Origin of the sequence: Aeromicrobium halocynthiae (genome assembly GCF_039531385.1) — a bacterium.
Classification (GTDB): Bacteria; Actinomycetota; Actinomycetes; order Propionibacteriales; family Nocardioidaceae; genus Aeromicrobium; species Aeromicrobium halocynthiae.
In genome coordinates, this window is sequence record NZ_BAAAPY010000003.1 from 67,545 (window position 1) to 91,407 (window position 23,863).

Here is a 23,863-nt window from a genome sequence, read left to right on the forward strand (position 1 = left end):
CCGTAGCGTCCTCGCCATGGAACGCAGCACCGTGGTCGTGGTCGGGGCCGGGATGGTCGCCCGCCGTCTGGTGGAGGCCCTCGTCGAACGGGGCGCCACCGAGCAGTGGGACGTCGAGGTCTACGGCGACGAGCCGTACGCCCCCTACGACCGGGTGGCGCTGACCAGCTGGTTCGACTGCGACTCGATCGAGGAGCTGCTCCTCGGTGACCAGTCCGTGTGGGACGCCCCAGGCATCCACCTCCACACCGGCACGCCGGTCGAGGCGGTCGACCCCACGAGCCGCACCGTCGTCGTCGGCGGCCAGACCCGTCGCTACGACGCGCTGGTGCTGGCCACCGGGTCCTACGCGGCGGTGCCGCCGGTCGAGGGCGCGGACCTGCCGGGGTGCTTCGTCTACCGCACCGTCGACGACCTCGACTCCCTCCGCGACTGGATCGAGCGACGCGGCGCCGAGCTCGGGCGCCCCGTCCGGAGCGCCGTGGTCGGCGGCGGCCTGCTGGGCCTCGAGGCGGCCGGCGCCCTCACCGCGCTCGGGACCGCGACCACCGTCGTCGAGTTCGCCGACCGCCTCATGCCTGTCCAGGTCGATCCCGGCGGCGGCGAGGCGCTGCGCCGCCTGATCGAGGGCCTCGGCGTCGACGTCCGGACCTCGACGGCGACGTCCCGCGTGGTCGCCGGCACCGACGCTGCCGTGAGCGCCATGGAGTTCGCTCACGGCGACGCGCTCGACGTCGATGTCGTCGTGTTCGCGACCGGGGTGCGCCCACGCGACGAGCTCGCCCGCGAGGCGGGCCTGGCGGTGCACCCGCGCGGCGGCGTGCTGGCCGACGAGGGCTGCCGCACGAGCGCCCCCGACGTCTTCGCCGTCGGCGAGGTCGCGTGCGTGGCCGACCGGGTCTGGGGGCTCGTCGGCCCCGGGTACACGATGGCCGAGGTCGTCGCCGACCGTCTGCTCGGTGGTGAGGCGACGTTCACGGACGCCGACCTCTCGACCAAGCTCAAGCTCCTGGGGGTCGACGTCGCGAGCTTCGGCGACGCCTTCGGCACCACCCCGGACAGCCTCGAGGTCGTCTACGCCGACCCGGTGCAGGGCCTGTACAAGAAGCTGGTCCTCAGCGACGACGCCGGGACCCTGCTCGGCGGCGTTCTCGTGGGAGACGCGTCGGCCTACGGGACCCTACGGCCCCTCGTCGGGCACCCGCTCGGTGCCGACGCCGCCGCCTGGCTGCTGCCGGAGTCCGCGCAGCGGCCCACGGGCGGCGCCCTGCCGGACGACGCGACGGTCTGCTCGTGCAACAACGTCAGCGCGGGCACCGTGCGCTGCGCCGTCACCGACCAGGGTTGCACCGACCTTGCAGGGGTCAAGGCGTGCACGAAGGCCGGGACGAGCTGCGGCTCGTGCGTGCCGATGGTCAAGCAGCTGTTCCAGGTGCAGCTCGCAGAAGCGGGCATCGAGGTCGGCAACGACCTGTGCGAGCACTTCTCGCTGAGCCGTGCTCAGCTCTTCGACGTGGTGCGCGTGAGCGGCATCCGCACGTTCAGCGAGCTGCTGGCCCGGCACGGCCGGGGTCGCGGCTGCGACGTCTGCCGACCGGTGGCCGCGTCGATCCTGGCCTCGCTCTACCAGGAGCACGTTCTCGACGGCGAGGGCGCGGCGCTGCAGGACACCAACGACCATGTGATGGCCAACATGCAGAAGGACGGGTCGTACTCGGTCGTCCCGCGCATCCCGGGGGGCGAGGTCACGCCGGAGGGCCTCATCGTCATCGGCGAGGTCGCGAAGGACTTCGGGCTCTACACGAAGATCACGGGTGGCCAGCGCATCGACCTCTTCGGCGCCCGCATCGAGCAGCTCCCGGCGATCTGGTCCCGCCTCGTCGACGCCGGCTTCGAGTCCGGGCACGCGTACGGCAAGTCGTTGCGCACCGTGAAGTCGTGCGTCGGGTCCACGTGGTGCCGCTACGGCGTGCAGGACTCCGTGGGCCTCGCCATCGCGCTCGAGCTGCGGTACCGCGGGTTGCGGTCGCCGCACAAGATCAAGCTCGGCGTCTCCGGCTGTGCCCGCGAGTGCGCCGAGGCCCGTGGCAAGGACGTCGGCGTCATCGCCACCGACCAGGGCTGGAACATGTACGTCGGCGGCAACGGCGGCTTCACGCCGCGGCACGCCCAGCTGTTCGCCGAGGACCTCACCACCGAGCAGCTGGTGCGCGCGATCGACCGCTTCCTCATGTACTACGTCCGCACGGCCGACCGGCTGCAGCGCACGGCACCGTGGGTGGAGGCGGTCGAGGGCGGCATCGACGCGGTGCGCGCGGTCGTGATGGACGACTCGCTCGGGATCGCCGCCGACCTCGACGCCGCGATGGACGCCCACGTCGGCGGCTACCGCGACGAGTGGGCTGCGACGCTCGATGACCCCGAGAAGCTGCGCAAGTTCGCGTCGTTCGTCAACGCCCCGGACGTCGCCGACCCCGACCTCGCCTACGTCGCCGAGCGCGGCCAGCGACGACCCGCGCCCCCCGAGGAGCGCGGCGTCGTGATCGCCGGCGCCACCCTGCCCGTCCGTACCGCTGGAGGACCTCTGTGACCACCTACGCCGACCTGCTGACCACCCGGACGACGATCGTGGCCGTGTGCCGACTCGCCGACCTGCACCCCGACCGCGGAGCGGCGGCGCTCGTCGAGGGGCACCAGGTGGCCCTCTTCCGGCTCGCCGTCACCGACGAGGTGCTGGCGGTCTCCCACCGCGACCCGTTCACCGGGGCGAACGTCATCGCCCGCGGGCTGGTCGGGTCCCGCGGCGACGTCCCCACCGTGGCCTCGCCCCTGCTGAAGCAGGCGTTCGACCTGCGCACCGGGCGGTGCCTCGACGACCCCGACGTGGCCCTCGCCACGTACCCCGTGCACGTCGTCGACGACGTCGTGCACGTCGTCGTCGACGAGACTGGGTGATCGTGAACGCCCTTCGACCCGTGCTCGCCGGCACCTCCATGCTCGTCACCGCCCAACGTCGCGCAGAGGAGCTTGCAGGGGCCCTGCAACGTCGGGGCGCCTGCGTCACCACGGCGTCGTCGCTCGGGGTGGAGTCACACATCGACGAGGCCGGGCTGCTGGCCGCCACGCGCCGGCTCCTCGACTCGCCGCCGGACGTGCTGGTGGTGACGACCGGGATCGGCTTTCGGGGGTGGCTGGACACCGCCGAGGCCTCCGGGTTCGGGCACGAGCTCGTCGAGGCGCTCGGCCGCACGCGCATCGTGGCGCGTGGACCGAAGGCCCGCGGTGCCCTCCAGGCGGCCGGGCTCACGCCGGACTGGGTCGCGGAGTCCGAGACGTCCGCGGAGATCGTGACGCTGCTCCTCACGGAGGGCGTCGACGGCCTGCACGTCGCCGTGCAGCACCACGGCGCCGGCGACGACGGCATCGAGACGGCGCTGCGTGGAGCGGGCGCCACGACCACGACGCTCGTGGTCTACCGCTGGGGCCCGCCGCCGGACCCGGCCGCCGTCGACCGCTCGGCGCAGGTCGCGGTCGCGGGCGGCTACGACGCGGTCGTCTTCACGTCCTCCCCCGGCGCGAGTGCATGGTTCGAGGTCGTCGACGCCCACGGGGGCGTCGACGCCCTCCACGAGCTCGTCGCAGCCCGTCGGCTGACCCTCGCCGCGGTCGGCCCGGTCACCGCGGACCCGCTCGTCGCCCGCGGGTTCGGCCCCCTCGTCCCGGAGCGGTCCCGCCTCGGTGCGCTGGTGCGCGAGCTGATCGTCCACCTCGGCGAGGACGCGACCGCGATCCAGGTGCCCGAAGGATCGCTGCGCCTCAGGGCGACGAGCGTGACCCTCGACCATGAGGTGCAGCCGGTCTCCCCCAGCGGCCTCGCCGTGCTCCGGCTGCTCGCCGAGAAGCCGGGCAGCGTCTACTCCCGCGAGCAGCTGCTCGCCGTGCTGCCCGGCGACTCCCGCGACCCGCACACCGCCGAGATGGCGGTGGCGCGCCTGCGCGAGGCCGTCGGGCGAAGCACCATCCGGACCGTCGTGAAGCGGGGCTACCGCCTCGCGGTCGAGGAGGACGCATGACCCCCGCGCTCGTGGCCACCAGCCACGGCACGTCGAGCCCGGCCGGGCGACGGGCCGTCGCGGCGCTCGTCGAGGCCGTCCGCCGTCGTCTGCCGCACGTTCAGGTGCACGACGCCTTCGTCGACGTGCAGACCCCGACGCCCGACGACGTCGTCGCGCACCTCGGTCGGCCGGCGGTCGTGGTGCCGCTGCTCCTGGCACCCGGCTTCCACGTGCGGGTCGACGTCGCCCGCGCCGCTTCGGCGCCTGGGTGCACCGCCGCCGCGACCCTCGGCCCCGACGACCGTCTCGTCGGCGTGCTGGTGCGCCGCCTGCTCGCGGCGGGCGCGTGCGACGAGGACGTCGTCGTGCTGGCGTCGGCCGGCTCGAGCGACCCCGTCGCGCAGGCGTGCTTCGAGACCGTGGCGCGCGACCTCAGCGCGGCGATCGGTCAGATCGTCCCGGTCGGCTACGTGGGGGGCACCGGCCGACCGCTGGCCGACGTCGTGGCCGCGGCGCGGGTCGACGGGAGCGACCGGCGTGTGGTCGCCACCTCGTTGCTCCTGGCGCCGGGCTTCTTCCAGGACCGGGTCGCGGCGGCCGACGTCGACGTCGTGACGCGCCCGCTCCTGGACGACGGGCCGGTCGACCCGCGGCTCGTCGACCTGGTGGTCGACCGCTACGCCGCGGCGGTCACGACCTCGCCCGCTCAGCGGGGCTGGAGCGGCACGGGCTGACCGGCACGCATCTCCGACACCAGCGACGCGACGACCGCGTCGAGCCTGCCGCCGTTGGCCTCGGCCACCCGGCGCTGCCGCTCGTAGGACGGTGCGTGCCGCACGATGTCGTCGACGGCGGCCAACTCGTCGGTGCACCCGAGGCGCTCGGCGACGGGCGCGAGACGCTCCAGCAGGCGGGCGAGGTCGGCGGTCACGAGGTCCTCGTTGGCGTGCTGGTCGAGGATCAGCCAGGAGTCCATGCCGTAGCGCGCCGAGCGCCACTTGTTCTCCTGCGCGAACCATGGCGGCAGGTCCGGCAGCTCGTTCCCGGCGTCGAGCTCGCTGGAGAGGTGCTCCACGAGGCAGTGCGTCAAGGCCGACGTGGCGAGCAGCTCGTGCATCGTGGGGATGCCGTCGCAGACCCGCACCTCGAGCGTGCCGAACTTGGGCGACGGCCGCAGGTCCCACCGGATCTCGTCGAAGACGTCGATGACGCCCGTGGTCGTGAGGTCCTGCACGTAGTGCTCGAGCTCGAACCACTCCTGGAAGTGGAACGGCAGGCCCGCCGTGGGCAGCTGCTGGAACATGAGCGCCCGGTTCGACGCGTACCCGGTCTCCTTGCCGCCCCAGAACGGCGAGGAAGCGCTGAGCGCCTGAAGGTGGCCGTAGTAGGCGAGCATCGCGTTCGCGATGGGCAGCACCTTGTCGCGGTCCTCGATCCCGACGTGGACGTGCACGCCGTAGATCAGCATCTGTCGCCCCCACCACTGCGTGCGGTCGATGAGCGTCGCGTACCGCTCCTGGTCGGTGACCTTCTGGTTGTCCCACCGGGCGAACGGATGGGTCCCGGCGCTCATCAGCTCCACCCGCAGGGGGTCGGTGACGCCGCGGATCTCCTCGATCGCCTCCGTCAGGTCCCGCCCCGCCTCCGCGACCGTGCTGCGCACGCGCGAGACCACCTCGACGGTGTTCAGCAGCAGCTCCTGACGGATGAGGGGATGCTGTCCGCCGCCGTCGGGTGCGACGGCGTCCAGCACCGTCTGCGCCACCTGGCGCAGGTCACCGGAGTCGGCGTCGACGAGCGCTAGCTCCCACTCGATGCCGACGCTCGAGCGCGCCGAGGAGGCGAAGGGCAGGTGCACGTGGTCCATCCTGCCCCACGGGAGCCGTCGCGCCGATATCGTCGCGCCATGGGAGATGCCAGCGCCTCGTGGCGCCTCGACCACCCGTGGGCGAAGGTCTACGAGCGCGTGAGCACCGACGACCGTCTCGGTCCGCTGCTGTGGCGCCTCGGCACGGGGTCCTCCGTGGACGAGCTGCACGCACGGGCGGCGGCCGCCCTCGACGCGCTGCCGCCCGGCGCACGCGTCCTCGACGTGCCGTGCGGGAGCGGCATCGTGCTGCGCGACCTCCCCCGCGACCACGCGCTGCGCTACGTCGCCGCCGACATCTCACCGGCCATGCTGCGCCGCACGAGGGCGGAGGCAGAGCGACTCGAGGTGCCCGGCATCGAGACCAAGGAGGCCGACGTCCACCGACTCGACGACCAGGACCACACCTACGACCTCGTGCTGACCTTCACCGGCCTGCACTGCCTCCCCGACCCCGCGATGGCCGTGCACGAGCTGGCCCGGGTGCTCCGGCCGGGCGGTCGCCTCGTCGGCAGCACGCTGACCACCGATGCGGGCCTGCGCCACCGGGCGACGTGGGTCGCCGGACGCGCCGCCGGCGTGCTCGGCCCCGGCGGGACCAGGGCGGACCTGCGCCGGTGGATGGCAGACGCCGGGCTCGTCGACGTGGACCTGACGCCCGCCGGCGCCTTCACCTACCTCACCGCGCGACGGCCCTGAGCCCAACCTCACCGTCGGCGCGGACACCGGCGCGTGGAAGCATTGCCACATGCCCGGAACCAACCTCACGCGCGACGAGGCCGCCGAGCGCGCCGGCGTCGTCTCGACCGACTCCTACGTCATCGACCTCGACCTCACGGTCGGTCCCGAGCGGTTCGGCTCGACCACGACGATCCGCTTCGGCGCCGTGCCCGGCTCGTCCACCTTCTGCGACCTGGTCGACGCCGAGGTCGCCGCGATCACGTTGAACGGCGAGCCGCTCGACCCGGCCACGTACGTCGACAGCCGCATCCCCCTGCCGGACCTCGCGGCCGAGAACGAGCTGCGCGTCGAGGCCACCTGCACCTACTCGCGCTCCGGGGAGGGCCTGCACCGCTTCGTCGACCCGGTCGACGACCGGGTCTACCTCTACACCCAGTTCGAGGTGCCCGACGCGCGTCGCGTGTTCGCCACGTTCGAGCAGCCCGACCTGAAGGCGACGTTCCAGTTCGGCGTCACCGCCCCGTCGCACTGGCAGGTCGTCTCCAACTCCCCCACGCCCGAGCCCACGCCCGTCGGGGACGGCACGGCGCGATGGGACTTCGCGCCGACGCAGGTGATGTCGACGTACATCACCGCGCTCGTCGCCGGCGAGTACCACGTCGTGCGCGACTCCTACGTCGGCGAGTACGGCGAGATCCCGCTCGGGGTCTTCTGCCGCCAGTCGCTGGTGGAGCACCTGGATTCCGACGACATCGTGCTCATCACCAAGCAGGGCTTCGAGTTCTTCGAACGCGCCTTCCAGATGGCCTACCCCTTCGGCAAGTACGACCAGCTCTTCGTGCCGGAGTACAACATGGGCGCCATGGAGAACGCGGGCTGCGTGACCTTCCGCGACGAGATGATCTTCCGCTCCCGCCAGACCGTCTCCGCCTACGAGCAGCGCGCCAACACGATCCTGCACGAGATGGCGCACATGTGGTTCGGCGACCTCGTCACCATGAAGTGGTGGGACGACCTGTGGCTCAACGAGTCGTTCGCGGAGTTCGCGGCGCACCACTCGAGCGTCGAGGCGACCCGCTTCACCGACGCGTGGACGGGCTTCACCAACAACCGCAAGAACTGGGCGTACCGACAGGACCAGCTGCCCTCGACCCACCCGATCGCCGCGGACAACCACGACCTGCACGCGGTGGAGGCGAACTTCGACGGCATCACCTACGCCAAGGGCGCCTCCGCGCTCAAGCAGCTCGTCGCGTGGGTCGGCGAGGAGGACTTCTTCGCCGGGCTGCGGGCCTACTTCGCCAAGCACGCCTTCGGGAACACGACGCTGCCTGACCTGCTCGTGGAGCTCGAGGTGGCCTCCGGACGCGAGCTGGACTCCTGGGCCGCCGAGTGGCTGCAGACGTCCGGGGTCAACACCCTGCGTCCGCGCTTCGAGGTCGACGCCGACGGACGGTTCTCCTCCTTCGTGGTGGAGCAGACGGCCATCGAGGCCTACCCCACCCTGCGTCGGCACCGCATCGCCATCGGCCTGTACGACCGCGACGGCGACGCCCTGCGGCGCACCGAGCGCGTCGAGGTCGACGTCGTCGGCGCCGAGACGCCGATCGACGCGCTCGTCGGCACCCGACGACCCGACCTCGTCCTGCTCAACGACGACGACCTCACCTACGCCAAGATCCGGCTCGACGACGCCTCCTTCGCGACCCTCGTCGAGCACATCGCCTCGATCGAGGAGTCGCTCCCCCGCGCCCTGTGCTGGGGAGCCGCGTGGGACATGACCCGCGACGCCGAGCTCACCTCGACCGACTTCGTCTCCCTCGTCCTCGCGGGCGTCGGCTCGGAGTCCGACCTGACCGCCGTCGGGTCCCTGCTGCGCCAGGGCACCACCGCGGTCCGGCTGTTCACCCACGAGGACGACCGTCCCGCGCTCGCCCGACGCTGGGAGGACGGGCTGAAGTCCCTGGCCGAGTCCGCGGCACCGGGCAGCGACCACCAGCTCGCGTTCGTGCGCGCCTACGCCTCCGCGACGTCAGCGCCCGACGGGGTCCGCGCCCTGCTCGACGACGGCCTGCCCGGACTCGACGTCGACACCGACCTTCGCTGGACGCTGCTGACGGCACTGGCACGTCTGGGCGCAGCCGACGAGACCGAGATCGCCGCAGAGCTCGAGCGCGACCACACCATCTCCGGACAGGAACGGGCCGCCGCCGCCCGCGCCACCCGACCGACGCGCGAGGCCAAGGAAGCCGCCTGGCAGGCCGTCGTCGTCGACGCCTCGACCCCCAACGAGACACGTCGCCAGACCGCCGCGGCCTTCCAGGTCCACGGGCAGGGCGACCTGCTCGAGCCGTTCGTCGACCGCTACCTCGAGATGGCCGAGACCATCGTCGAGGAGCAGGGCGTCTGGATCGGCCAGATCGCCCTCGTGAGCCTGTTCCCCCTGGCCAACCCGGCCCAGCACACCCTCGACAAGGTCGATACGTGGCTCGGGTCCACCTCCGCGACCGCGGCGGCGACACGCTACGTCAGCGAGGGACGCGACGACCTCGCCCGGGCGCTGCGCGCTCAGAACGCCGCACGCGCCTGAGGCGTCAGCGCTGCGCTGTGCCTTCTCAGTGCTGCGCTGGGGCGCTGTCGGAGGTGCGGACGAGCTCGGTGCCCGGCTCCGGCGGCTCGTAGTTGTTGCGGGCGGTCAGCAGGCCGAACAGCGCCACCACGACGAACATCCCCACGGTCCCGCCACCGAACAGCAGCAGCAGCTCGAGCGTCGACCGCTCGGGACCGGCGATCCAGTCGCCACCCGCGGGCGTGTCCGCAGCGGCGGCACCGGCGGTGGCGAGGAGCCCCAGGAGGGAGGCAGCGAGCAGGGTGACGATCCGCACAGGAGCCTTCATGGACTCGATTCTATCCGCCCGTAGGCTGGACATCATGTTCGGCCTCGACGTGACCCTGCCCGACACCCTCGCCCTCGAGCCCCTGGTGGCCGCCGGCGTCCGCATCGGCGTCATCGTGCTCTTCGCCCTGGTCCTGCGATGGCTCGCAGGACGCGGCATCCGCCGCGTGGTCCACCGTGCCACGAAGGGGCCCGGCTCGAGCGCCTTCGGGCGCACCAAGGCCGGCGGAGCCCTGCGCGACCTCCGTCCTGGCGCGGGCGAGCGACGCAAGCAGCGCGCCCAGGCGCTCGGCGGCCTGCTCACCTCCGTCGTGACCATCCTCATCGCCGGCGTCACGCTCGTCACGATCCTCAGTGTGGTCGGCGTCCCGATCGCTCCCCTGCTCACGAGCGCCGGCATCCTCGGTATCGCGCTCGGCTTCGGTGCACAGACGCTGGTCAAGGACTACCTGGCGGGCATCTTCATGATCCTCGAGGACCAGTACGGCATCGGGGACTGGATCGACCTGGGGGACGCCTCCGGCGAGGTCGAGGACGTCACCTTGCGGGTCACGCGGCTGCGCGACACCGACGGCACCGTCTGGTACGTCCGCAACGGCGAGGTGCTGCGCGTGGGCAACCAGAGCCAGGGGTGGGCCCGCTCCGTGCTCGACGTCACCGTGGACTACGACACCGACCTCGACCGCGCCCAGCAGGTGCTCGCCGAGGAGGCGCACGCCATGGCCGAGGACCCGGAGTTCAAGGGCGTCATCCTCGAGGAGCCGTCGGTGTGGGGCGTCAACGACCTCGCGAAGGACGGTGTCGTGCTGCGCGTCGCCATCAAGACCGCGCCGCTGCAGCAGTGGGCCACCACGCGCGCCCTGCGCGGACGGGTCAAGGCACGCTTCGACGCCGAGGGCATCACCATCCCCCGCTCCCTGCTCGCCGCCGGCGTGACCCCGTGAGCTTCTACGACGAGATCGGCGGCCGCGCCACCATCGAGCGGATCGTCACCGTGTTCTACGAAGGTGTGGCCCACGACGACGTGCTGCGCCCGATGTACCCCGAGGAGGACCTCGGCCCCGCCGCGGAGCGCTTCACCATGTTCCTCGAGCAGTACTGGGGTGGCCCGACCACCTACAGCCAGCAGCGCGGTCACCCGCGACTACGCATGCGACACGCACCCTTCGCCGTCGACGCCGAGGCCAAGGAACGCTGGCTCGTGCACTTCCGAGCCGGTCTCGACGCCGCCGGCCTCGACCCGGAGCACGACGAGCAGTTCTGGGCCTACGCCCAGCACGCCGCGCAGTTCATGATCAACACCCCCGGCTGAGGATCTCCCGCTCGGCGTCCTCCAGCACGCGGGAGCGTTGCGTCGCCAGGTCGAACCCGACGAGGACGGCATCGGAGCGACCGAGGCGTCCCTCCTCGAAGTCGGTGCCGAGCGTCAACGACGAGCGACCGACGTGCGTGATCGACGTGCGGGCCCGGTACGGCTCGGCGCGCCAGGTGAACGGCTCGGCGAGCACGACGTCGACGCGCGCGACGACGAAGCGTCCCATCGCGCCGTGCTCCTCGTGCAGTCCTCGCAGGGCGGCGATCCGCGACTCCTGGGCGTACTCGAAGACCCGGGTGAGGGTGGCCGATCCGTCGGGTCCGAGGTCGCTGCCCCGGACCCGCAAGCGGTAGTCCGCGCCCGCGTCCGGACGCGCGGCGAGGGTGGCGGCCGTCGCTCGCGTCGTCACGCGCGCGAAGGGGGACGCCGCGCCCACCGGCGCGATCTCCTGCACGAGCTCGTCGGCCACCATCGTCGAGCGGACCCGGACCGGGCGCTCGGACAGCAGCAGGGGGCGCAGGAACTCGACCGTCGCCGAGGCGACCTCGAGCGCCGGCAGGTCGCCGGCACGGACGTGCGCGGCACGGGCCTCGAGCGCGTAGTCGACGTAGACGACGTTGTTGACGTGGCCGAGCTCGTCGAGGTCGGCCCAGCGCATGGGCAGGTCGTGGATCAGCTCATCGGGCACGCGCCCGATGCTCCCAGATGCCGTGACGCGCCGTCAGTCGGTCTCGATGAGGACGAGCGTGTCACCCTCCTGGACGATCTGGCCCTCGACCACGGGCACCTCGACGACGCGGCCGCCAACGGGTGCGTGCACGGGGATCTCCATCTTCATCGACTCCAGCACGGCGAGCACGTCGCCCTGGCGCACCTGCGCACCGCGCTCGGTCAGCAGCTTCCAGACGTTGGAGACGACGTCGGCGACGGCGGGGGTCGTGCTCATGCCGGCTCCGGGGCGAGCATCCGGACGGCCTGGACCAGGCGGTCGCGGGTCTCCTCGGGGTGGATGACGTCGTCGAGGATGCCGGCCTCGGCGGCGAGGTACGGCCGGGCGACCTTCTCGCGGTACTCCGCGGCGAGCTCCTCGCGCAGGGCGTCGGGGTCCTCGGCGTCGCGCAGGGCACGCCGGTGCAGCAGGGCGACGGCCCCGCCGGGCCCCATGACCGCGATCTCCGAGCCGGACCAGGCCCACGTCAGGTCCGCACCGAGGGAGCGTGCGCCCATCGCGATGTAGGCACCGCCGTAGGCCTTGCGGACGATGACGGTGAGCACCGGCGACGTCGCCTCGACGTAGGCGCGCAGCATCGTGGCGCCCTGCGTGATCACGCCACGTCCCTCCTCGACGGTCCCGGGCAGGAAGCCCGGGACGTCGACGAAGGTCACCACGGGCAGGTCGTAGCGGGCGCAGAAGTCCACGAACCGGGAGATCTTCACCGACGCCTTGGCATCGAGGACCCCGCCGCGGCGCAGTGGCTGGTTGGCCACGACGCCGACGGCCCTGCCGTCGAGTCGAGCGAGCATCGTGATGACGCTCGGCGCGTGCTCCGGGCTCAGCTCCAGGCGTCCGGTCCCGTCGGTGTCGGCGTCGAGCACGCCGTCGAGGACGTCGTGCATGTCGAAGACGATGCTGGACTTCTCCGGCACCACGTGCGGCAGCCGCTCGACGGCCTCCGCCGGAGCCGGCACGGCCTGGACCGCCGCGGGCCGGCCTCCCACGTGCGAGGGCAGGAAGGACAGCAGCCGTCGGGCCCGGTCGAAGGCCTCGTCCTCGTCCTCGACCTCGAGGTGGGCGACGCCGCTCGTGCGGGTGTGCATGCCCGAGCCTCCGATCTCGTCGGCGGTGGCGTCCTCGCCGGTCGCTGCGCGGACGATCTCGGGTCCGGTGAGGAACATCTGGCCCTGCTCCTTGACCATGATCGTCCAGTCGGTCAGCGCCGGGGAGTAGGCCGCGGCGCCCGCGCACGGCCCGAGGATCAAGGAGATCTGCGGGACGCGACGGCTGGCCTTCACGTTGAGCGCGAAGATCCCGCCGCAGCCGTGCAGGGCGTGGATGCCGTCGTGGATCCGCGCGCCCCCGGAGTCGTTGATGTAGACGATCGGGTGACCCCGGTCGATGGCGAGCTCCTGGGCGCGCTGCACCGTCTCGGCGAAGACCGCTCCGATGGCCCCGGACGCCACGGCGGCGTCGTGGCTGGCCACGACGACGGGTCGCCCGGCGACGGTGCCCCATCCGGTGACGACTCCGGCGCCGCCCGTCGAGCCGGCCGTGCGCAACGGCGCGATCTCGACGAACGACCCCGGGTCGCAGAACAGCTCGGCCCGCTCCCGCGCCGTGTGCTGCCGACGTCCTCGTGGCTCCACCCGCTCGAACCGGTCCGCGCGTCGCTGCGTGAGGACGTCACGGTGCTCGCTCGAGGGTGGACGAGTCGAGGTGAGGGCATCGAGCTGGGTCATGCGGTCTCCCTGTCGAGCGGATCGAGAACATGAGGACTTCCTCAACTATACACAGAACCTGAGGCATTCCTCATCTTCTGTGCCGCATGTCTCGCCACCGCCCCCGACCGTGCGCTACGGTGGCGCTAAGCAAGCGCTTAGTAGCGTTCTGTCTCGCACCGACGAAGGAGTCCCATGACCGAGCCCCGCACCGCCATCGTCACCGGAGCCGCCCGCGGCATCGGCGCAGCCGTCGCCCAGCGTCTGGCCGCCGACGGACACCGCGTCGCCGTGGTCGACCTCGACGAGCAGGCCTGCAGCGGCACCGTCGACGCCATCACCGCCGCCGGCGGCTCGGCCCTGGCCGTCGGTGCCGACGTCAGCTCCGAGAGCGACGTCACCGCGGCCGTCGATCGCGTCGTCGCCGACCTCGGTGCGCCCACCATCGTGGTCAACAACGCCGGCGTCCTTCGGGACAACCTGCTGTTCAAGATGAGCGTCGACGACTGGGACACCGTCATGGGCGTCCACCTGCGCGGCTCCTTCCTGGTCACCAAGGCCGCCCAGAAGCACATGGTCGAGGCGAGCTGGGGGCGCGTCGTCAACCTCTCGAGCACGTCCGCCCTCGGCAACCGCGGACAGGCGAACTACTCCGCCGCCAAGGCCGGCCTGCAGGGCTTCACCAAGACGCTCGCGATCGAGCTCGGCAAGTTCGGAGTCACCGCCAACGCGATCGCCCCCGGCTTCATCCAGACCGACATGACGGCGGCCACCGCCGAGCGCGTCGGCGTCCCCTTCGACGACTTCATCAAGTACAGCGCCGAGCAGATCCCCGTCCAGCGGGTGGGTCAGCCCGAGGACATCGCGCACACCGCCTCCTTCCTGGTCAGCGAGGGCGCCGGCTTCGTCTCCGGACAGGTCATCTACGTCGCCGGCGGACCGAAGGACTGATCGTGCCCGACGGACTCGACCTCGACGCCTTCGCGCACTGGATCGACGCCGAGCGGCCCGGTCTGCTCGACCGGCCCCTCGAGGCGACACTGATCACGGGCGGGAAGTCGAACGTCACGTACGCCGTCTCCGACGGCAGCACCGACGTCATCGTCCGGCGGCCCCCACTCGGGCACGTGCTCGCGACGGCACACGACATGGCCCGCGAGCACCGGGTCATCACCGCCCTGGCGCCGACGGCCGTCCCGGTGCCGGCCACGCACGCCCTGTGCGAGGACGAGTCCGTCATCGGCGCGACGTTCTACGTCATGGAGCGTGCCGCCGGCACGGCGTTCTCCCAGGCCTCGGACCTCGCGGTGCTCGGCGCGGAGCGCACGCGGGACATCACCGGACGCATGGTCGACGTCCTCGCCGAGCTGCACGCCGTGGACCCCGCAGCGGTCGGTCTGGCCGACTTCGGGCGGCCCGACGGCTACCTCGAGCGCCAGGTCCGACGATGGAAGAAGCAGCTCGACGCCTCCCGCAGCCGCGAGCTGCCCGGCATGGACGACCTCGTCGCCCGCCTCGAGGGGACCATCCCGAGCACCGGCGAGGGCACGATCGTCCACGGCGACTACCGCCTCGACAACCTACTCGTCGACACCACCGACGAGGACCGCATCACGGCGGTGCTCGACTGGGAGATGAGCACCCTCGGCGACCCGCTCACCGACGTCGCCGTCCTGCTCGCCTACCAGCAGCTGGCCGAGGAGGCCCCCGGCGCCGGTCGCGCCCTGGTCACCGACGCGGCCAAGGCGCCGGGCTACCTGTCGCGCGAGGAGGTCCTCGCCCGCTACGCCGAGCGGTCCGGTCGCGACGTCTCCGACATCGACTTCCACCTGGCCCTGGCCTTCTTCAAGCTCGCAGTGATCCTGGAGGGCATCCACTACCGGCACTCCCACGGCCAGACCCTCGGCGCCGGCTTCGACGGCATCGGTGACCTCATCGTCCCGCTCATCCAGGCAGGACTGCGCGCCTGATCTAGGGTGGGGCCGTGCCCGCCGAGATCCTCGAGCCGCGACGGCGCCCCACGCAGGAGCGCAGCCAGCGGAAGTTCGACCTCCTGCTGCAGGTCTCCCGTGACCTCCTGCTCGAGGTCGGCTTCGAGTCGTTCACGTGCGAGGAGGTGGCCCACCGCGCCGAGCTGCCCATCGGGACGCTGTACCAGTTCTTCGCCAACAAGTACGTCATCGTCTGTGAGCTGGACCGTCGCGACGCCGTCGCGGTGCGCGAGGAGCTGGCCCGGTTCGCCGAGGAGATCCCCACGCTCGACTGGCTGCGCTTCCTGAACCGGCTGGTGGACCACATGGCGGCGCTGTGGCTCGCCGACCCGTCGCGCCGAGCGGTGTGGCACGCCGTGCAGTCGACCCCCGCGACGCGCGCCACGGCGGCGGTGACCGAGCGCGAGCTCGCCGCGGAGGTGGCTCGCGCGCTCGCACCCCTCACGCCCGGCACCCCTCGCGAGCGCCGACGCATCATGGCCGAGGTGCTCGTCCACGTCACGTACTCGATGCTGAACTTCTCGGTGCGTGACGGCCAGGGCCACGCGGAGGCCGTCATCGAGCTCAAGCGGCTCCTGGCCGCCTACCTGCTCTCGGGTGAGCAGGTGCGCAGGGGCTGACCCGTCAGCCGAGCGTCAGGCGCACGACCGTCGCCAGGTGGTCGGCGACCTCGCCGGCCAGCTCGCTCGTGGGCGCCTCGACCATCACCCGCACGAGGTCCTCGGTGCCGGACTGGCGCAGCAGCACCCGCCCGCTCCCGGCCAGGCGCCCCGTCGCCGCCGCCACCTCGGCCTGCAGCCGCGGATCGCTCTCGGCACGGGACTTGTCGACCCCGGGCACGTTGACGAGGACCTGCGGCAGGCGCGTCATGACACCGGCGAGCTCGGCCAGGCTCGACCCGGTCTCGACCATCCGCCCCGCCAGGCACAGGGCGGTCAGGACACCGTCGCCGGTAGTGGCGTGCTCGCTCATGATGACGTGACCGGACTGCTCGCCGCCGAGCACGAACCCGCTGGCCCGCATGGCCTCCAGCACGTACCGGTCCCCCACGGCGGTCTGCACGACGGAGATGCCGGCTGACTCCATGGCCTGCACGAAGCCGAGGTTGCTCATCACGGTGGCGACGACGGTGTCGGCACGCAGGGTCCCGGCGGCCTTCGCGGCCACGGCCAGCACGGCGAGGATCTGGTCGCCGTCGACGACCTCACCGGACGCGTCGACCGCCAGGCAGCGGTCGGCGTCCCCGTCGAAGGCGAAGCCGACGTCGGCGCCGTGCTCCACGACCGCGCGCTGCAGACCGTCGAGGTGGGTGGAGCCGCAGCGATCGTTGATGTTCAGCCCGTCGGGCTCGGCGTGGATGGCGACGACCGTCGCGCCGAGGTCGGCGAAGGCGCGGGGTCCGACCTCGAAGGCCGCCCCGTCGGCGCAGTCCAGCACGACCTTCAGTCCGTCGAGACGGGTACCGGCCGCCGAGACGAGGTGCCGCACGTACGTCTCGACCCCGACGTGGCTGTCCCCGACGCGGCCCACCGCGGCACCGACCGGACGCTCCCAGGGTTCCTCGAGACGCTCCTCGATGGCCCGCTCGAGGTCGTCGGCGAGCTTCAGGCCGCCCCGCGCGAGGAACTTGATGCCGTTGTCGGGCATCGCGTTGTGACTCGCGGAGATCATGACGCCCATGTCGGCGTCGAGCTCGGCGGTCAGGAACGCGGCGCCGGGCGTGGGGACGACCCCGAGGCGGTGCACGTCCACCCCTGCTGAGGCGAGCCCGGCGACGATCGCGGCCTCGATGAACTCGCCGGAGGCCCGCGGGTCACGTCCGACGACCGCGGTGGGTCGCTGGTCGGCGAACGCGCCGACCTCTCCCAGGACGTGCGCGGCGGCCACCGCGAGGTCCAGGGAGAGCTCGGCCGTCAGGTCCCGGTTGGCCAGTCCCCGGACCCCGTCGGTGCCGAAGATCCGGCCCAAGGGATCAGCGCTTGCTGTACTGCGGAGCCTTGCGAGCCTTCTTGAGGCCGGCCTTCTTGCGCTCCTTGATGCGCGCGTCGCGCGTCAGCAGGCCCGCCTTCTTGAGGATGGGGCGGTTGACGTCCTCGTCGACACCGTTCAGCGCACGGGCCACGCCGAGGCGCAGCGCACCGGCCTGGCCGGTCATGCCGCCGCCGCTGACGCGGGCGATGACGTCGAAGCTGGACTCCAGCCCGGTCTCGGCGAGCGCCTCCTTGGCGATCTGCTGGTGCAGCTTGTTGGGGAGGTACTCCTCCAGCGGCTTGCCGTTGACGGTCCAGACGCCGGTGCCGGGCGTGATGCGCACGCGGGCCTTGGCCTCCTTGCGTCGACCGGTCGCGGCACCGGGAGCGACGATGGAGTCGCTCGTGGTGCCCTCGGCGGAGGCGGTGCTCTCGGAGGTGTAGGCCACGCCGTCGGCGGTGGTCTCGAACTCGGTCTCGGTGGTGGTGTCGGCCACGGTGATCTTCTCTCGGCTCGCTGTGCTCAGGTGCTTACTGGGAGATCTGCGTGATCTCGAACGGCTGCGGCTGCTGCGCCGCGTGCGGGTGCTCGGGGCCGGCGTAGACCTTGAGCTTCTTGATCAGCTGACGACCCAGGCGGTTCTTCGGCAGCATGCCGCGCACCGAGGTCTCGATGGCCTTGCGGGCGTCCTTGTCGAGCAGGTCGCCGTACGCGATCTGCTTGAGACCACCGGGGTAGCCGCTGTGCCGGTAGACCGGCTTGTCGGTGCGCTTGTTGCCCGACAGCGAGACCTTGTCCGCGTTGACGATGACGACGAAGTCGCCCCCGTCGACGTGCGGGGCGTAGGTGGGCTTGTGCTTGCCGCGCAGCAGCGTCGCGGCCTGGACGGCAAGGCGGCCGAGGACGACGTCCTCGGCATCGATGACATGCCACTGACGGTTGATGTCAGCAGGCTTCGGGCTGTACGTGGGCACGGCGTGACCTTCTCGGTGTCGAAGTACTCGGGTCGAATGCAGTCGATGATGACGGGGGGGTGACCGGGGATGACCACCGGTCCGGCCGTCGACCTACGACCCACGGGCGGGCATCGGTCGACAGCGACTCTCAAGGGTAACGGGCCCATCCCCACGGGGTCAAAACGGGGCGCGGACGCCGGGGGCGGTGTGCGCCGCACCACTGCGGCCACTAGGTTGGGACGAGAGCGCCGCTGACACCGCGGACTGCAACTGCACGGCACAGGAGACCCATCGTGACCGACCAGACGCTGACCGTACGCGACAACCGTACGGGCGAGGAGTACGAGCTCGAGATCACCGACGGCACCGTGCGTGCCGCTGACCTCGGCAAGATCGGCAAGACCGACGACGAGCCCGGTCTCGCCGTCTACGACCCCGGCTTCACCAACACCGCCTCCACCCGCAGCGCCGTCACCTACATCGACGGCGAGAAGGGCATCCTGGAGTACCGCGGCTACCCCATCGAGCAGCTCGCGGAGCACTCCACGTACCTGGAGGTCGCGTACTTGCTCATCCACGGCGAGCTGCCCACCAAGGAGCAGCACGACCAGTGGGTGCACGAGATCACCTTCCACACCTTCGTGCACGAGAACCTCAAGAGCCTCATGCAGGGCTTCCGCTACGACGCGCACCCCATGGGGATGCTGCTGTCCGGCGTCGGCGCCCTGTCGACGTTCTACCCCGAGGCCCGCGCCATCACCGACGAGCAGGTCCGCCACGAGCAGATCGTGCGCATGATCGCCAAGATGCCGACCCTCGGCGCGTGGTCCTTCCGCCACGCGCAGGGCAAGCCGTACATCTACCCCGACAACGACCTCACCTACACCGAGAACTTCCTCTCGATGCTGTTCAAGATGAGCGAGCAGAAGTACGACCCGGACCCGCGCCTGTCCAAGGCGCTGGAGGTCCTGTTCATCCTGCACGCCGACCACGAGCAGAACTGCTCCACCAACGCGGTGCGGTCGGTCGGCTCGAGCCAGGTCGACCCGTACTCGGCGGTCTCGGCCGGCATCGCGGCCCTCTACGGCCCGCTGCACGGCGGCGCCAACGAGGCCGTGCTCCGCATGCTCAAGCGGATCGGCAGCAAGGACAAGGTCCCGGAGTTCATCGAGGGCGTCAAGAACGGCGACGAGCGCCTCATGGGCTTCGGTCACCGGGTCTACAAGAACTACGACCCGCGCGCCAAGATCATCAAGAAGGCCGTCGACGACGTCTTCGAGGTCACCGGGGTCAACCCGCTGCTGGAGATCGCCCAGGAGCTGGAGAAGATCGCGCTCGAGGACGAGTACTTCGTCCAGCGCAAGCTCTACCCGAACGTCGACTTCTACTCCGGGCTCATCTACGAGGCGCTGCAGTTCCCGCCGGAGATGTTCACCGTCCTGTTCGCCATACCGCGCACGTCGGGCTGGCTGGCGCAGTGGGTGGAGCTCGTCGACGACAAGGAGCAGAAGATCGCCCGGCCCAAGCAGATCTACACCGGTGGTCGCGGCCTCGACTTCGTGCCCGCCGCCCAGCGCTGGGCCTGACCCCGACCCGGTCCTGACGGCCCCCTGTTCCCCGGTTCCGGGGACAGGGGGCCTTCTCGCGCGCTAGATTCGAGGCAGGAAGCCTTGCCGGGTCGGGAGCCCCGGTGGGGAGGGAGCTTCCGCCCGACCCGTGAGCACGAGGTCGACGAGTCACCTGAGGGAGCAGAGTGATGATCGGGAACCGACGCCACCGCGTGCGCCGGCGCGACGAGCACGGTGCCGCCATGGTCGAGTTCGCCCTCATCGCGCCGCTGTTCATCGCCCTGGTCTTCGCCGTCATCAGCTACGGCTACATGCTCAGCTACCGCCAGGCGGTCAGTCAGGCGGCGTCCGAGGGAGCCCGAAGCGTCGCCGTGGCGCCGAGCGGGACGGCGCAGGCCCAGCTCGCCTCCCGCGCCCGCGACGCCATCAACGGGTCGCTGGGCTCGTACGGCGTGCAGTGCGCCACGGGCGGTGTCCTCACCCGAGGAGGCACGACCGTCGGGTCCTGCACGATCACGACGTCGACGTCGTGCGGGTCGGGCGGTGGCACGTGCACCACGGTCGTCGTCGACCACGCCTATCGCGCCAATCCGTTGATCCCGTCCTTCCCGGGGCTGGGCATCACCCTGCCCGACCGGCTGCGGTACTCCGCGTCGATGGAGGTGGGTTGAGTGTCCAGGCGCAGGTCCTCGTGGTTCGCCGCCGGACGCGACGAGCGCGGCTCCATCCTGCCGATGACCGCCCTCATGGTGACCGTGGTGCTCGGCTTCACGGCGTTCGCCGTCGACCTCGGCCTGAACCGGGTGGCCGTGCGGGACATGCAGTCCGTCGCCGACGCCGTCGCCCTCGACACCGCGCGGTCCCCGGCGCTCTCGACCTGCAACGCCACGACCCTCACCCAGGTGGCCAACGCGAGCCTGACGCGGCAGCCGGCACGCATCGGGCGCGACCAGTCCCTGCAGGTCGAGCCCGGACGCATCGACGCCGCCGGCACGTTCACCTCCGCCAGCACCGCCTGCAACGCCGTCCGCATCACGTCGCGCACCGAGGTCGACTACGCGTTCGCCCCCGTCATCGGCACCGACAGCGGCACAGCACGTCGCAGCGCGATCGGGGCGCAGGCCCCGGCGTCCGTGTGCTTCTCCGCCGGGACGAAGGCACTGTCCCTCAACTCCTCCGCCAGCGCCCTCGGTCCGGTGCTGGACCAGGTGATCAAGGTCAACAACCTCGACGTGGCGGGGTACACCGGCCTCGTCGACCTGAAGGACCTGTCGGTCCCGATCGGCAGGCTCACCGCCGAGCTGGGCATCGGGACGCCGGACGAGGTCGCCACCACCCGGGTGACGCTGGCGAGCTTCCTCGACGCCGCCGCCGACGTCCTGTCGACCGAGGCCACCGCGACCGCCGTCGCGCGCGCCACCGTCCTGCGGTCCATCGCCGTCCGTGCCGGGAGCCGCAGCTTCCTGCTCGGCGACGTCCTCGCCCTCGGCACCACCGGCACCTCGGCGCTCGACGCCAGCGTCAACGCCCTCGACCTCGTCGCCGCGTCGATCGTCGCGGCCAACGGGACGAACGCCCTGCGGGTGAACCAGCTCGACATCGCCCTCCCCCTCGACCTCGTCAACGGCAGCACGCAGCTGCACATCATCGAGCCGCCGCAGATCGCCTGCGGGCCCGTCGGCACGGTCGCTCGGACGGCGCAGGTGCGCATCGACATGGCGAAGGACATCCGCCTCCTCGGGCTCGAGACCGCGAGCATCAGCATGGCGGTCGGCGTCGCCCGAGGCAGCGCCGAGCTGACCGCCGTCCGGTGCGAGAGCCCGCAGCGCACGACCGTGCAGGGAACGACCGGCCTCGCGTCCATCCAGCCGCGGGAGAATCGGGGGAACTCGAACATCACTGTTCTGGGACTCAGCGCGCGGCTCGTCGGCGAGGTCGGCGAGCGGACCGACGTGCGGGAGTTCCCCTACCCGCCGGCACCGCACGACCTGGTGCAGCAGTACGGCGGCTCGAGCCGGATCGTCATCCAGGCTGAGCCGACCGGCCTGATCAGCGGGTTGCTGGAGCCCATCGACAACACTCTGCTCGACGTCGTCAACGCACTCACCGGCGCCGTCGACCTCCTGGTGGCGCCGGTGCTGGCTGCGCTCGGGATCCGTGTCGGGACGATGGACGTGACGATGCTCGGCACGCCGCGCTGCAACAACGTCCGCCTGGCCGGCTAGAGACCTCCGTCGATGACCACCTCCTCCGGGACCGCACCGACCGGCGGGTCGGGCTCGAGGTGACGGCCGCGGCGACCGGCGTCGCTGCAGTCGTCGACGTGGTCGTGACCGCTGAGAACGAGGCTCCACCACTGCTCGTTGCTGGTGAGGGACTCCTCAGGGAGACCTCCTGACCACCGGGCTACCGTTGGCCCGTGCGCGTGCGTCTCGACCTCTCCTACGACGGGACGGACTTCCGTGGCTGGGCGGCGCAGCCGTCGTTGCGCACCGTGCAGCAGGTGGTGGAGGACGCCCTCGCGACGGTCACGCGGCTCGAGCCCGCGCCGCGCCTGACCTGCGCCGGGCGAACCGACGCCGGGGTGCACGCGCGCGGGCAGGTCGCGCACGTCGACCTGCCCGACGACGTCGATGTCGAACGACTGGCCCGACGCGTCCGCGGCATCCTGCCCCACGACGTCGCACTGCGCGACGCATCGGTCGCCCCCGAGGGCTTCGATGCGCGCTTCGCCGCCCTCGAGCGGCGGTACGCCTACCGCCTGGACGACTCCGGCGCACCAGACCCGCTGACGCGCCGTCACGTCGTGGGCTGGCGTCGTCGCCTCGACGTCGTCGCGATGGACGCCGCAGCCGAGCACCTCGTGGGTGAGCACGACTTCGCCGCGTTCTGCCGCCGCCGGGAGGGAGCCACGACGATCCGGACGCTCCTGGAGCTGTCGAGCCGGCGGGAGGGTCCCGTGGTCACGACGACCGTCCGCGCCGACGCCTTCTGCCACTCCATGGTCCGCGCGCTCATGGGAGCCCTCGTCGCGGCCGGCGAGCACCGGCACCCACCGCACTGGGCGGGTGAGGTGCTGCGGGCAGGCGCGCGCGACCCGCGCGTCCGGGTGATGCCGGCCCACGGTCTCACCCTCGAGGAGGTCCTCTACCCCGAGCCGGCCCTCCTGGCCGAGCGGGTCCGGGTCTCGCGCCGTCGTCGCGACGAGGACTGAGCCGGGACCGCCCTGCCGCGCTTCGTCGCGTTGGGCAGACTGGGGTCCATGGTCGTCGGTCGTGCGCTGGGTCGTCGTGTGCTGGGCAGCGTCGTCGCGGTGGCGGCGCTCGTCGGCGTCGTCGCGCTCGCCGTCGGCCTCCAGCGACCCGCCCCGGCTCCTGTGCAGACCGCCGACCTCACGCGCGAGATCGAGCCGCTCCCAGTCGACGCGGTCGTCGACTACCAGCTCGGCGGCGCCTACGTCCCCGCCGACGACGTCACCGTCGTCGTGCGTGACCACGAGGCGCCAGGGGTCCCCGACCTCTACGGGATCTGCTACATCAACGCCTTCCAGACCCAGCCCGGCACGATGGACTGGTGGGAGGAGAACCACCCCGACCTGCTGCTGCGTACCGAGGAAGGCAACCTCGTCGGTGACCCCAACTGGCCCGACGAGGTGCTGCTGGACACCCGGCCCGAGCACCGCGAGGAGTACCTGGCCCTCATGTCGGACTGGTTCGCCGGCTGTGCCGAGGCCGGGTTCAAGGCGGTCGAGCCGGACAACCTCGACTCCTTCGGCCGTTCCGAGGAGCTGCTCACGCTGCAGGACGCAGAGGACATCGCCGCGGCCATGGTCGACATGGCGCACGCCGAGGGTCTCGCGATCGCCCAGAAGAACACCCTCGAGATCGACGGCAGCCGGCTGGGCTTCGACTTCACGATCGCCGAGGAGTGCGCTGCCTACGACACGTGCGGGCTCTTCGAGGAGCGCTACGGCGACGAGATGATCCAGGTGGAGTACACCGACAACGTCCCCGAGGGCTTCGAACGCTCCTGCGCCGAGCGGGGTGAGCAGATCTCGATCATCCAGCGCGACCGGCTCCTCCTCCCGCCCTGGTCCCCCGACCACGTCGCGCGACGCTGCTGAGGCA

General features: G+C 71.7%; 24 protein-coding genes. 16 read left to right on the forward strand and 8 right to left on the reverse strand.

Going from position 1 to position 23,863, the window contains the following annotated elements; translation table 11 throughout:
- The first annotated feature begins 16 nt into the window (after window positions 1–16).
- From nirB to ABD213_RS05870, 4 genes are read left to right on the forward strand one after another with little or no spacing between them, the layout of a single operon-like run.
- Window positions 17–2,590, forward strand: coding sequence for a nitrite reductase large subunit NirB (gene nirB / locus ABD213_RS05855; protein ID WP_344325767.1), 2,574 nt, complete (start codon window positions 17–19; stop codon window positions 2,588–2,590).
- A complete protein-coding gene (nirD, locus tag ABD213_RS05860; protein ID WP_344325770.1) occupies window positions 2,587–2,955 on the forward strand; it encodes a nitrite reductase small subunit NirD in 369 nt (122 codons plus the stop codon). Before nirB ends, nirD begins: the two co-directional genes overlap by 4 nt.
- A gap of 2 nt (window positions 2,956–2,957) precedes the next feature.
- The gene (locus ABD213_RS05865; protein WP_344325773.1) at window positions 2,958–4,073 is read left to right on the forward strand and encodes a uroporphyrinogen-III synthase; all 1,116 of its coding nucleotides are present in this window, start codon (window positions 2,958–2,960) and stop codon (window positions 4,071–4,073) included.
- Window positions 4,070–4,789, forward strand: a complete 720-nt coding sequence (locus ABD213_RS05870) for a sirohydrochlorin chelatase (RefSeq protein WP_344325776.1) — start codon at window positions 4,070–4,072, stop codon at window positions 4,787–4,789. Before ABD213_RS05865 ends, ABD213_RS05870 begins: the two co-directional genes overlap by 4 nt.
- Here ABD213_RS05870 and ABD213_RS05875 read toward each other — a convergent pair.
- The gene (locus tag ABD213_RS05875) at window positions 4,762–5,913 is read right to left on the reverse strand and encodes a glutamate--cysteine ligase (RefSeq protein ID WP_344325779.1); all 1,152 of its coding nucleotides are present in this window, start codon (window positions 5,911–5,913) and stop codon (window positions 4,762–4,764) included. The genes ABD213_RS05870 and ABD213_RS05875 overlap by 28 nt on opposite strands.
- A 48-nt stretch (window positions 5,914–5,961) precedes the next feature.
- Between ABD213_RS05875 and ABD213_RS05880 the strand changes: the two genes are divergently transcribed.
- Window positions 5,962–6,621 carry a class I SAM-dependent methyltransferase gene (locus tag ABD213_RS05880; RefSeq protein ID WP_344325782.1) on the forward strand — a complete coding sequence of 220 codons (660 nt, stop codon included), beginning with the start codon at window positions 5,962–5,964 and terminating at the stop codon, window positions 6,619–6,621.
- A gap of 49 nt (window positions 6,622–6,670) precedes the next feature.
- Window positions 6,671–9,193 carry an aminopeptidase N gene (gene pepN, locus ABD213_RS05885; protein WP_344325785.1) on the forward strand — a complete coding sequence of 841 codons (2,523 nt, stop codon included), beginning with the start codon at window positions 6,671–6,673 and terminating at the stop codon, window positions 9,191–9,193.
- A 25-nt stretch (window positions 9,194–9,218) separates the two neighbouring features.
- On the opposite strand, the gene ABD213_RS05890 is transcribed toward pepN, so the two are convergent.
- The gene (locus ABD213_RS05890; RefSeq protein WP_344325788.1) at window positions 9,219–9,500 is read right to left on the reverse strand and encodes a hypothetical protein; all 282 of its coding nucleotides are present in this window, start codon (window positions 9,498–9,500) and stop codon (window positions 9,219–9,221) included.
- A 34-nt stretch (window positions 9,501–9,534) separates the two neighbouring features.
- On the opposite strand from ABD213_RS05890, the gene ABD213_RS05895 reads away from it, so the two are divergent.
- Window positions 9,535–10,443 carry a mechanosensitive ion channel family protein gene (locus ABD213_RS05895; RefSeq protein WP_344325791.1) on the forward strand — a complete coding sequence of 303 codons (909 nt, stop codon included), beginning with the start codon at window positions 9,535–9,537 and terminating at the stop codon, window positions 10,441–10,443.
- Window positions 10,440–10,811 (forward strand): globin, encoded by a 372-nt coding sequence (locus ABD213_RS05900; protein ID WP_344325794.1) that lies wholly within the window; start codon window positions 10,440–10,442, stop codon window positions 10,809–10,811. The genes ABD213_RS05895 and ABD213_RS05900 overlap by 4 nt, the downstream gene beginning before the upstream one ends.
- On the opposite strand, the gene ABD213_RS05905 is transcribed toward ABD213_RS05900, so the two are convergent.
- Genes ABD213_RS05905 through ABD213_RS05915 form a run of 3 tightly spaced genes read right to left on the reverse strand, consistent with a single transcriptional unit; the run spans window position 10,795 to window position 13,271 of the window.
- Window positions 10,795–11,502, reverse strand: a complete 708-nt coding sequence (locus tag ABD213_RS05905) for an acyl-CoA thioesterase (RefSeq protein ID WP_344325797.1) — start codon at window positions 11,500–11,502, stop codon at window positions 10,795–10,797. The genes ABD213_RS05900 and ABD213_RS05905 overlap by 17 nt on opposite strands.
- Before the next feature lie 33 nt (window positions 11,503–11,535).
- Window positions 11,536–11,760, reverse strand: a complete 225-nt coding sequence (locus tag ABD213_RS05910; RefSeq protein ID WP_344325800.1) for a biotin/lipoyl-binding carrier protein — start codon at window positions 11,758–11,760, stop codon at window positions 11,536–11,538.
- Window positions 11,757–13,271: an acyl-CoA carboxylase subunit beta gene (locus ABD213_RS05915; RefSeq protein ID WP_344325803.1), complete on the reverse strand. Its 1,515-nt coding sequence runs from the start codon at window positions 13,269–13,271 to the stop codon at window positions 11,757–11,759. The genes ABD213_RS05910 and ABD213_RS05915 overlap by 4 nt, the downstream gene beginning before the upstream one ends.
- Before the next feature lie 174 nt (window positions 13,272–13,445).
- Between ABD213_RS05915 and fabG the strand changes: the two genes are divergently transcribed.
- From fabG to ABD213_RS05930, 3 genes are read left to right on the forward strand one after another with little or no spacing between them, the layout of a single operon-like run.
- Window positions 13,446–14,201, forward strand: coding sequence for a 3-oxoacyl-ACP reductase FabG (gene fabG / locus ABD213_RS05920; RefSeq protein ID WP_344325806.1), 756 nt, complete (start codon window positions 13,446–13,448; stop codon window positions 14,199–14,201).
- A gap of 2 nt (window positions 14,202–14,203) precedes the next feature.
- Window positions 14,204–15,220, forward strand: coding sequence for a phosphotransferase family protein (locus ABD213_RS05925; protein ID WP_344325809.1), 1,017 nt, complete (start codon window positions 14,204–14,206; stop codon window positions 15,218–15,220).
- A gap of 14 nt (window positions 15,221–15,234) precedes the next feature.
- Entirely contained in the window at window positions 15,235–15,861 is a 627-nt protein-coding gene (locus ABD213_RS05930; RefSeq protein ID WP_344325812.1) for a TetR family transcriptional regulator, read from the forward strand.
- Between the two features lie 4 nt (window positions 15,862–15,865).
- On the opposite strand, the gene glmM is transcribed toward ABD213_RS05930, so the two are convergent.
- Genes glmM through rplM form a run of 3 tightly spaced genes read right to left on the reverse strand, consistent with a single transcriptional unit; the run spans window position 15,866 to window position 18,186 of the window.
- Window positions 15,866–17,209 carry a phosphoglucosamine mutase gene (gene glmM, locus ABD213_RS05935; RefSeq protein WP_344325815.1) on the reverse strand — a complete coding sequence of 448 codons (1,344 nt, stop codon included), beginning with the start codon at window positions 17,207–17,209 and terminating at the stop codon, window positions 15,866–15,868.
- A gap of 4 nt (window positions 17,210–17,213) precedes the next feature.
- A complete protein-coding gene (gene rpsI, locus ABD213_RS05940; protein ID WP_344325818.1) occupies window positions 17,214–17,708 on the reverse strand; it encodes a 30S ribosomal protein S9 in 495 nt (164 codons plus the stop codon).
- A gap of 34 nt (window positions 17,709–17,742) precedes the next feature.
- On the reverse strand, window positions 17,743–18,186 hold the full coding sequence (gene rplM, locus ABD213_RS05945; RefSeq protein ID WP_344325821.1) for a 50S ribosomal protein L13: 444 nt from the start codon (window positions 18,184–18,186) through the stop codon (window positions 17,743–17,745).
- A 275-nt stretch (window positions 18,187–18,461) separates the two neighbouring features.
- Here rplM and ABD213_RS05950 point away from each other — a divergent pair, with 275 nt between their 5' ends.
- The 5 genes from ABD213_RS05950 (at window position 18,462) to ABD213_RS05970 (ending at window position 23,859) form a co-directional block, all read left to right on the forward strand.
- Window positions 18,462–19,754 (forward strand): citrate synthase, encoded by a 1,293-nt coding sequence (locus ABD213_RS05950; protein WP_344325824.1) that lies wholly within the window; start codon window positions 18,462–18,464, stop codon window positions 19,752–19,754.
- Between the two features lie 170 nt (window positions 19,755–19,924).
- On the forward strand, window positions 19,925–20,407 hold the full coding sequence (locus ABD213_RS05955; protein WP_344325827.1) for a TadE/TadG family type IV pilus assembly protein: 483 nt from the start codon (window positions 19,925–19,927) through the stop codon (window positions 20,405–20,407).
- Entirely contained in the window at window positions 20,408–21,961 is a 1,554-nt protein-coding gene (locus ABD213_RS05960; protein WP_344325831.1) for a pilus assembly protein TadG-related protein, read from the forward strand.
- Between the two features lie 194 nt (window positions 21,962–22,155).
- On the forward strand, window positions 22,156–22,950 hold the full coding sequence (gene truA, locus ABD213_RS05965; protein WP_344325834.1) for a tRNA pseudouridine(38-40) synthase TruA: 795 nt from the start codon (window positions 22,156–22,158) through the stop codon (window positions 22,948–22,950).
- Between the two features lie 48 nt (window positions 22,951–22,998).
- Entirely contained in the window at window positions 22,999–23,859 is an 861-nt protein-coding gene (locus ABD213_RS05970; protein ID WP_344325837.1) for an endo alpha-1,4 polygalactosaminidase, read from the forward strand.
- The last annotated feature ends 4 nt before the right edge of the window (window positions 23,860–23,863 follow it).

Coding starts and splice junctions, on each gene's coding strand:
- nirB (WP_344325767.1), top strand. CDS start 17: ATGGAACGCAGCACCGTGGTCGTGGTCGGGGCCGGGATGGTCGCCCGC.
- ABD213_RS05870 (WP_344325776.1), top strand. CDS start 4,070: ATGACCCCCGCGCTCGTGGCCACCAGCCACGGCACGTCGAGCCCGGCC.
- ABD213_RS05880 (WP_344325782.1), top strand. CDS start 5,962: ATGGGAGATGCCAGCGCCTCGTGGCGCCTCGACCACCCGTGGGCGAAG.
- pepN (WP_344325785.1), top strand. CDS start 6,671: ATGCCCGGAACCAACCTCACGCGCGACGAGGCCGCCGAGCGCGCCGGC.
- ABD213_RS05890 (WP_344325788.1), bottom strand. CDS start 9,500: ATGAAGGCTCCTGTGCGGATCGTCACCCTGCTCGCTGCCTCCCTCCTG.
- ABD213_RS05895 (WP_344325791.1), top strand. CDS start 9,535: ATGTTCGGCCTCGACGTGACCCTGCCCGACACCCTCGCCCTCGAGCCC.
- ABD213_RS05910 (WP_344325800.1), bottom strand. CDS start 11,760: ATGAGCACGACCCCCGCCGTCGCCGACGTCGTCTCCAACGTCTGGAAG.
- ABD213_RS05915 (WP_344325803.1), bottom strand. CDS start 13,271: ATGACCCAGCTCGATGCCCTCACCTCGACTCGTCCACCCTCGAGCGAG.
- fabG (WP_344325806.1), top strand. CDS start 13,446: ATGACCGAGCCCCGCACCGCCATCGTCACCGGAGCCGCCCGCGGCATC.
- ABD213_RS05955 (WP_344325827.1), top strand. CDS start 19,925: ATGATCGGGAACCGACGCCACCGCGTGCGCCGGCGCGACGAGCACGGT.
- ABD213_RS05970 (WP_344325837.1), top strand. CDS start 22,999: ATGGTCGTCGGTCGTGCGCTGGGTCGTCGTGTGCTGGGCAGCGTCGTC.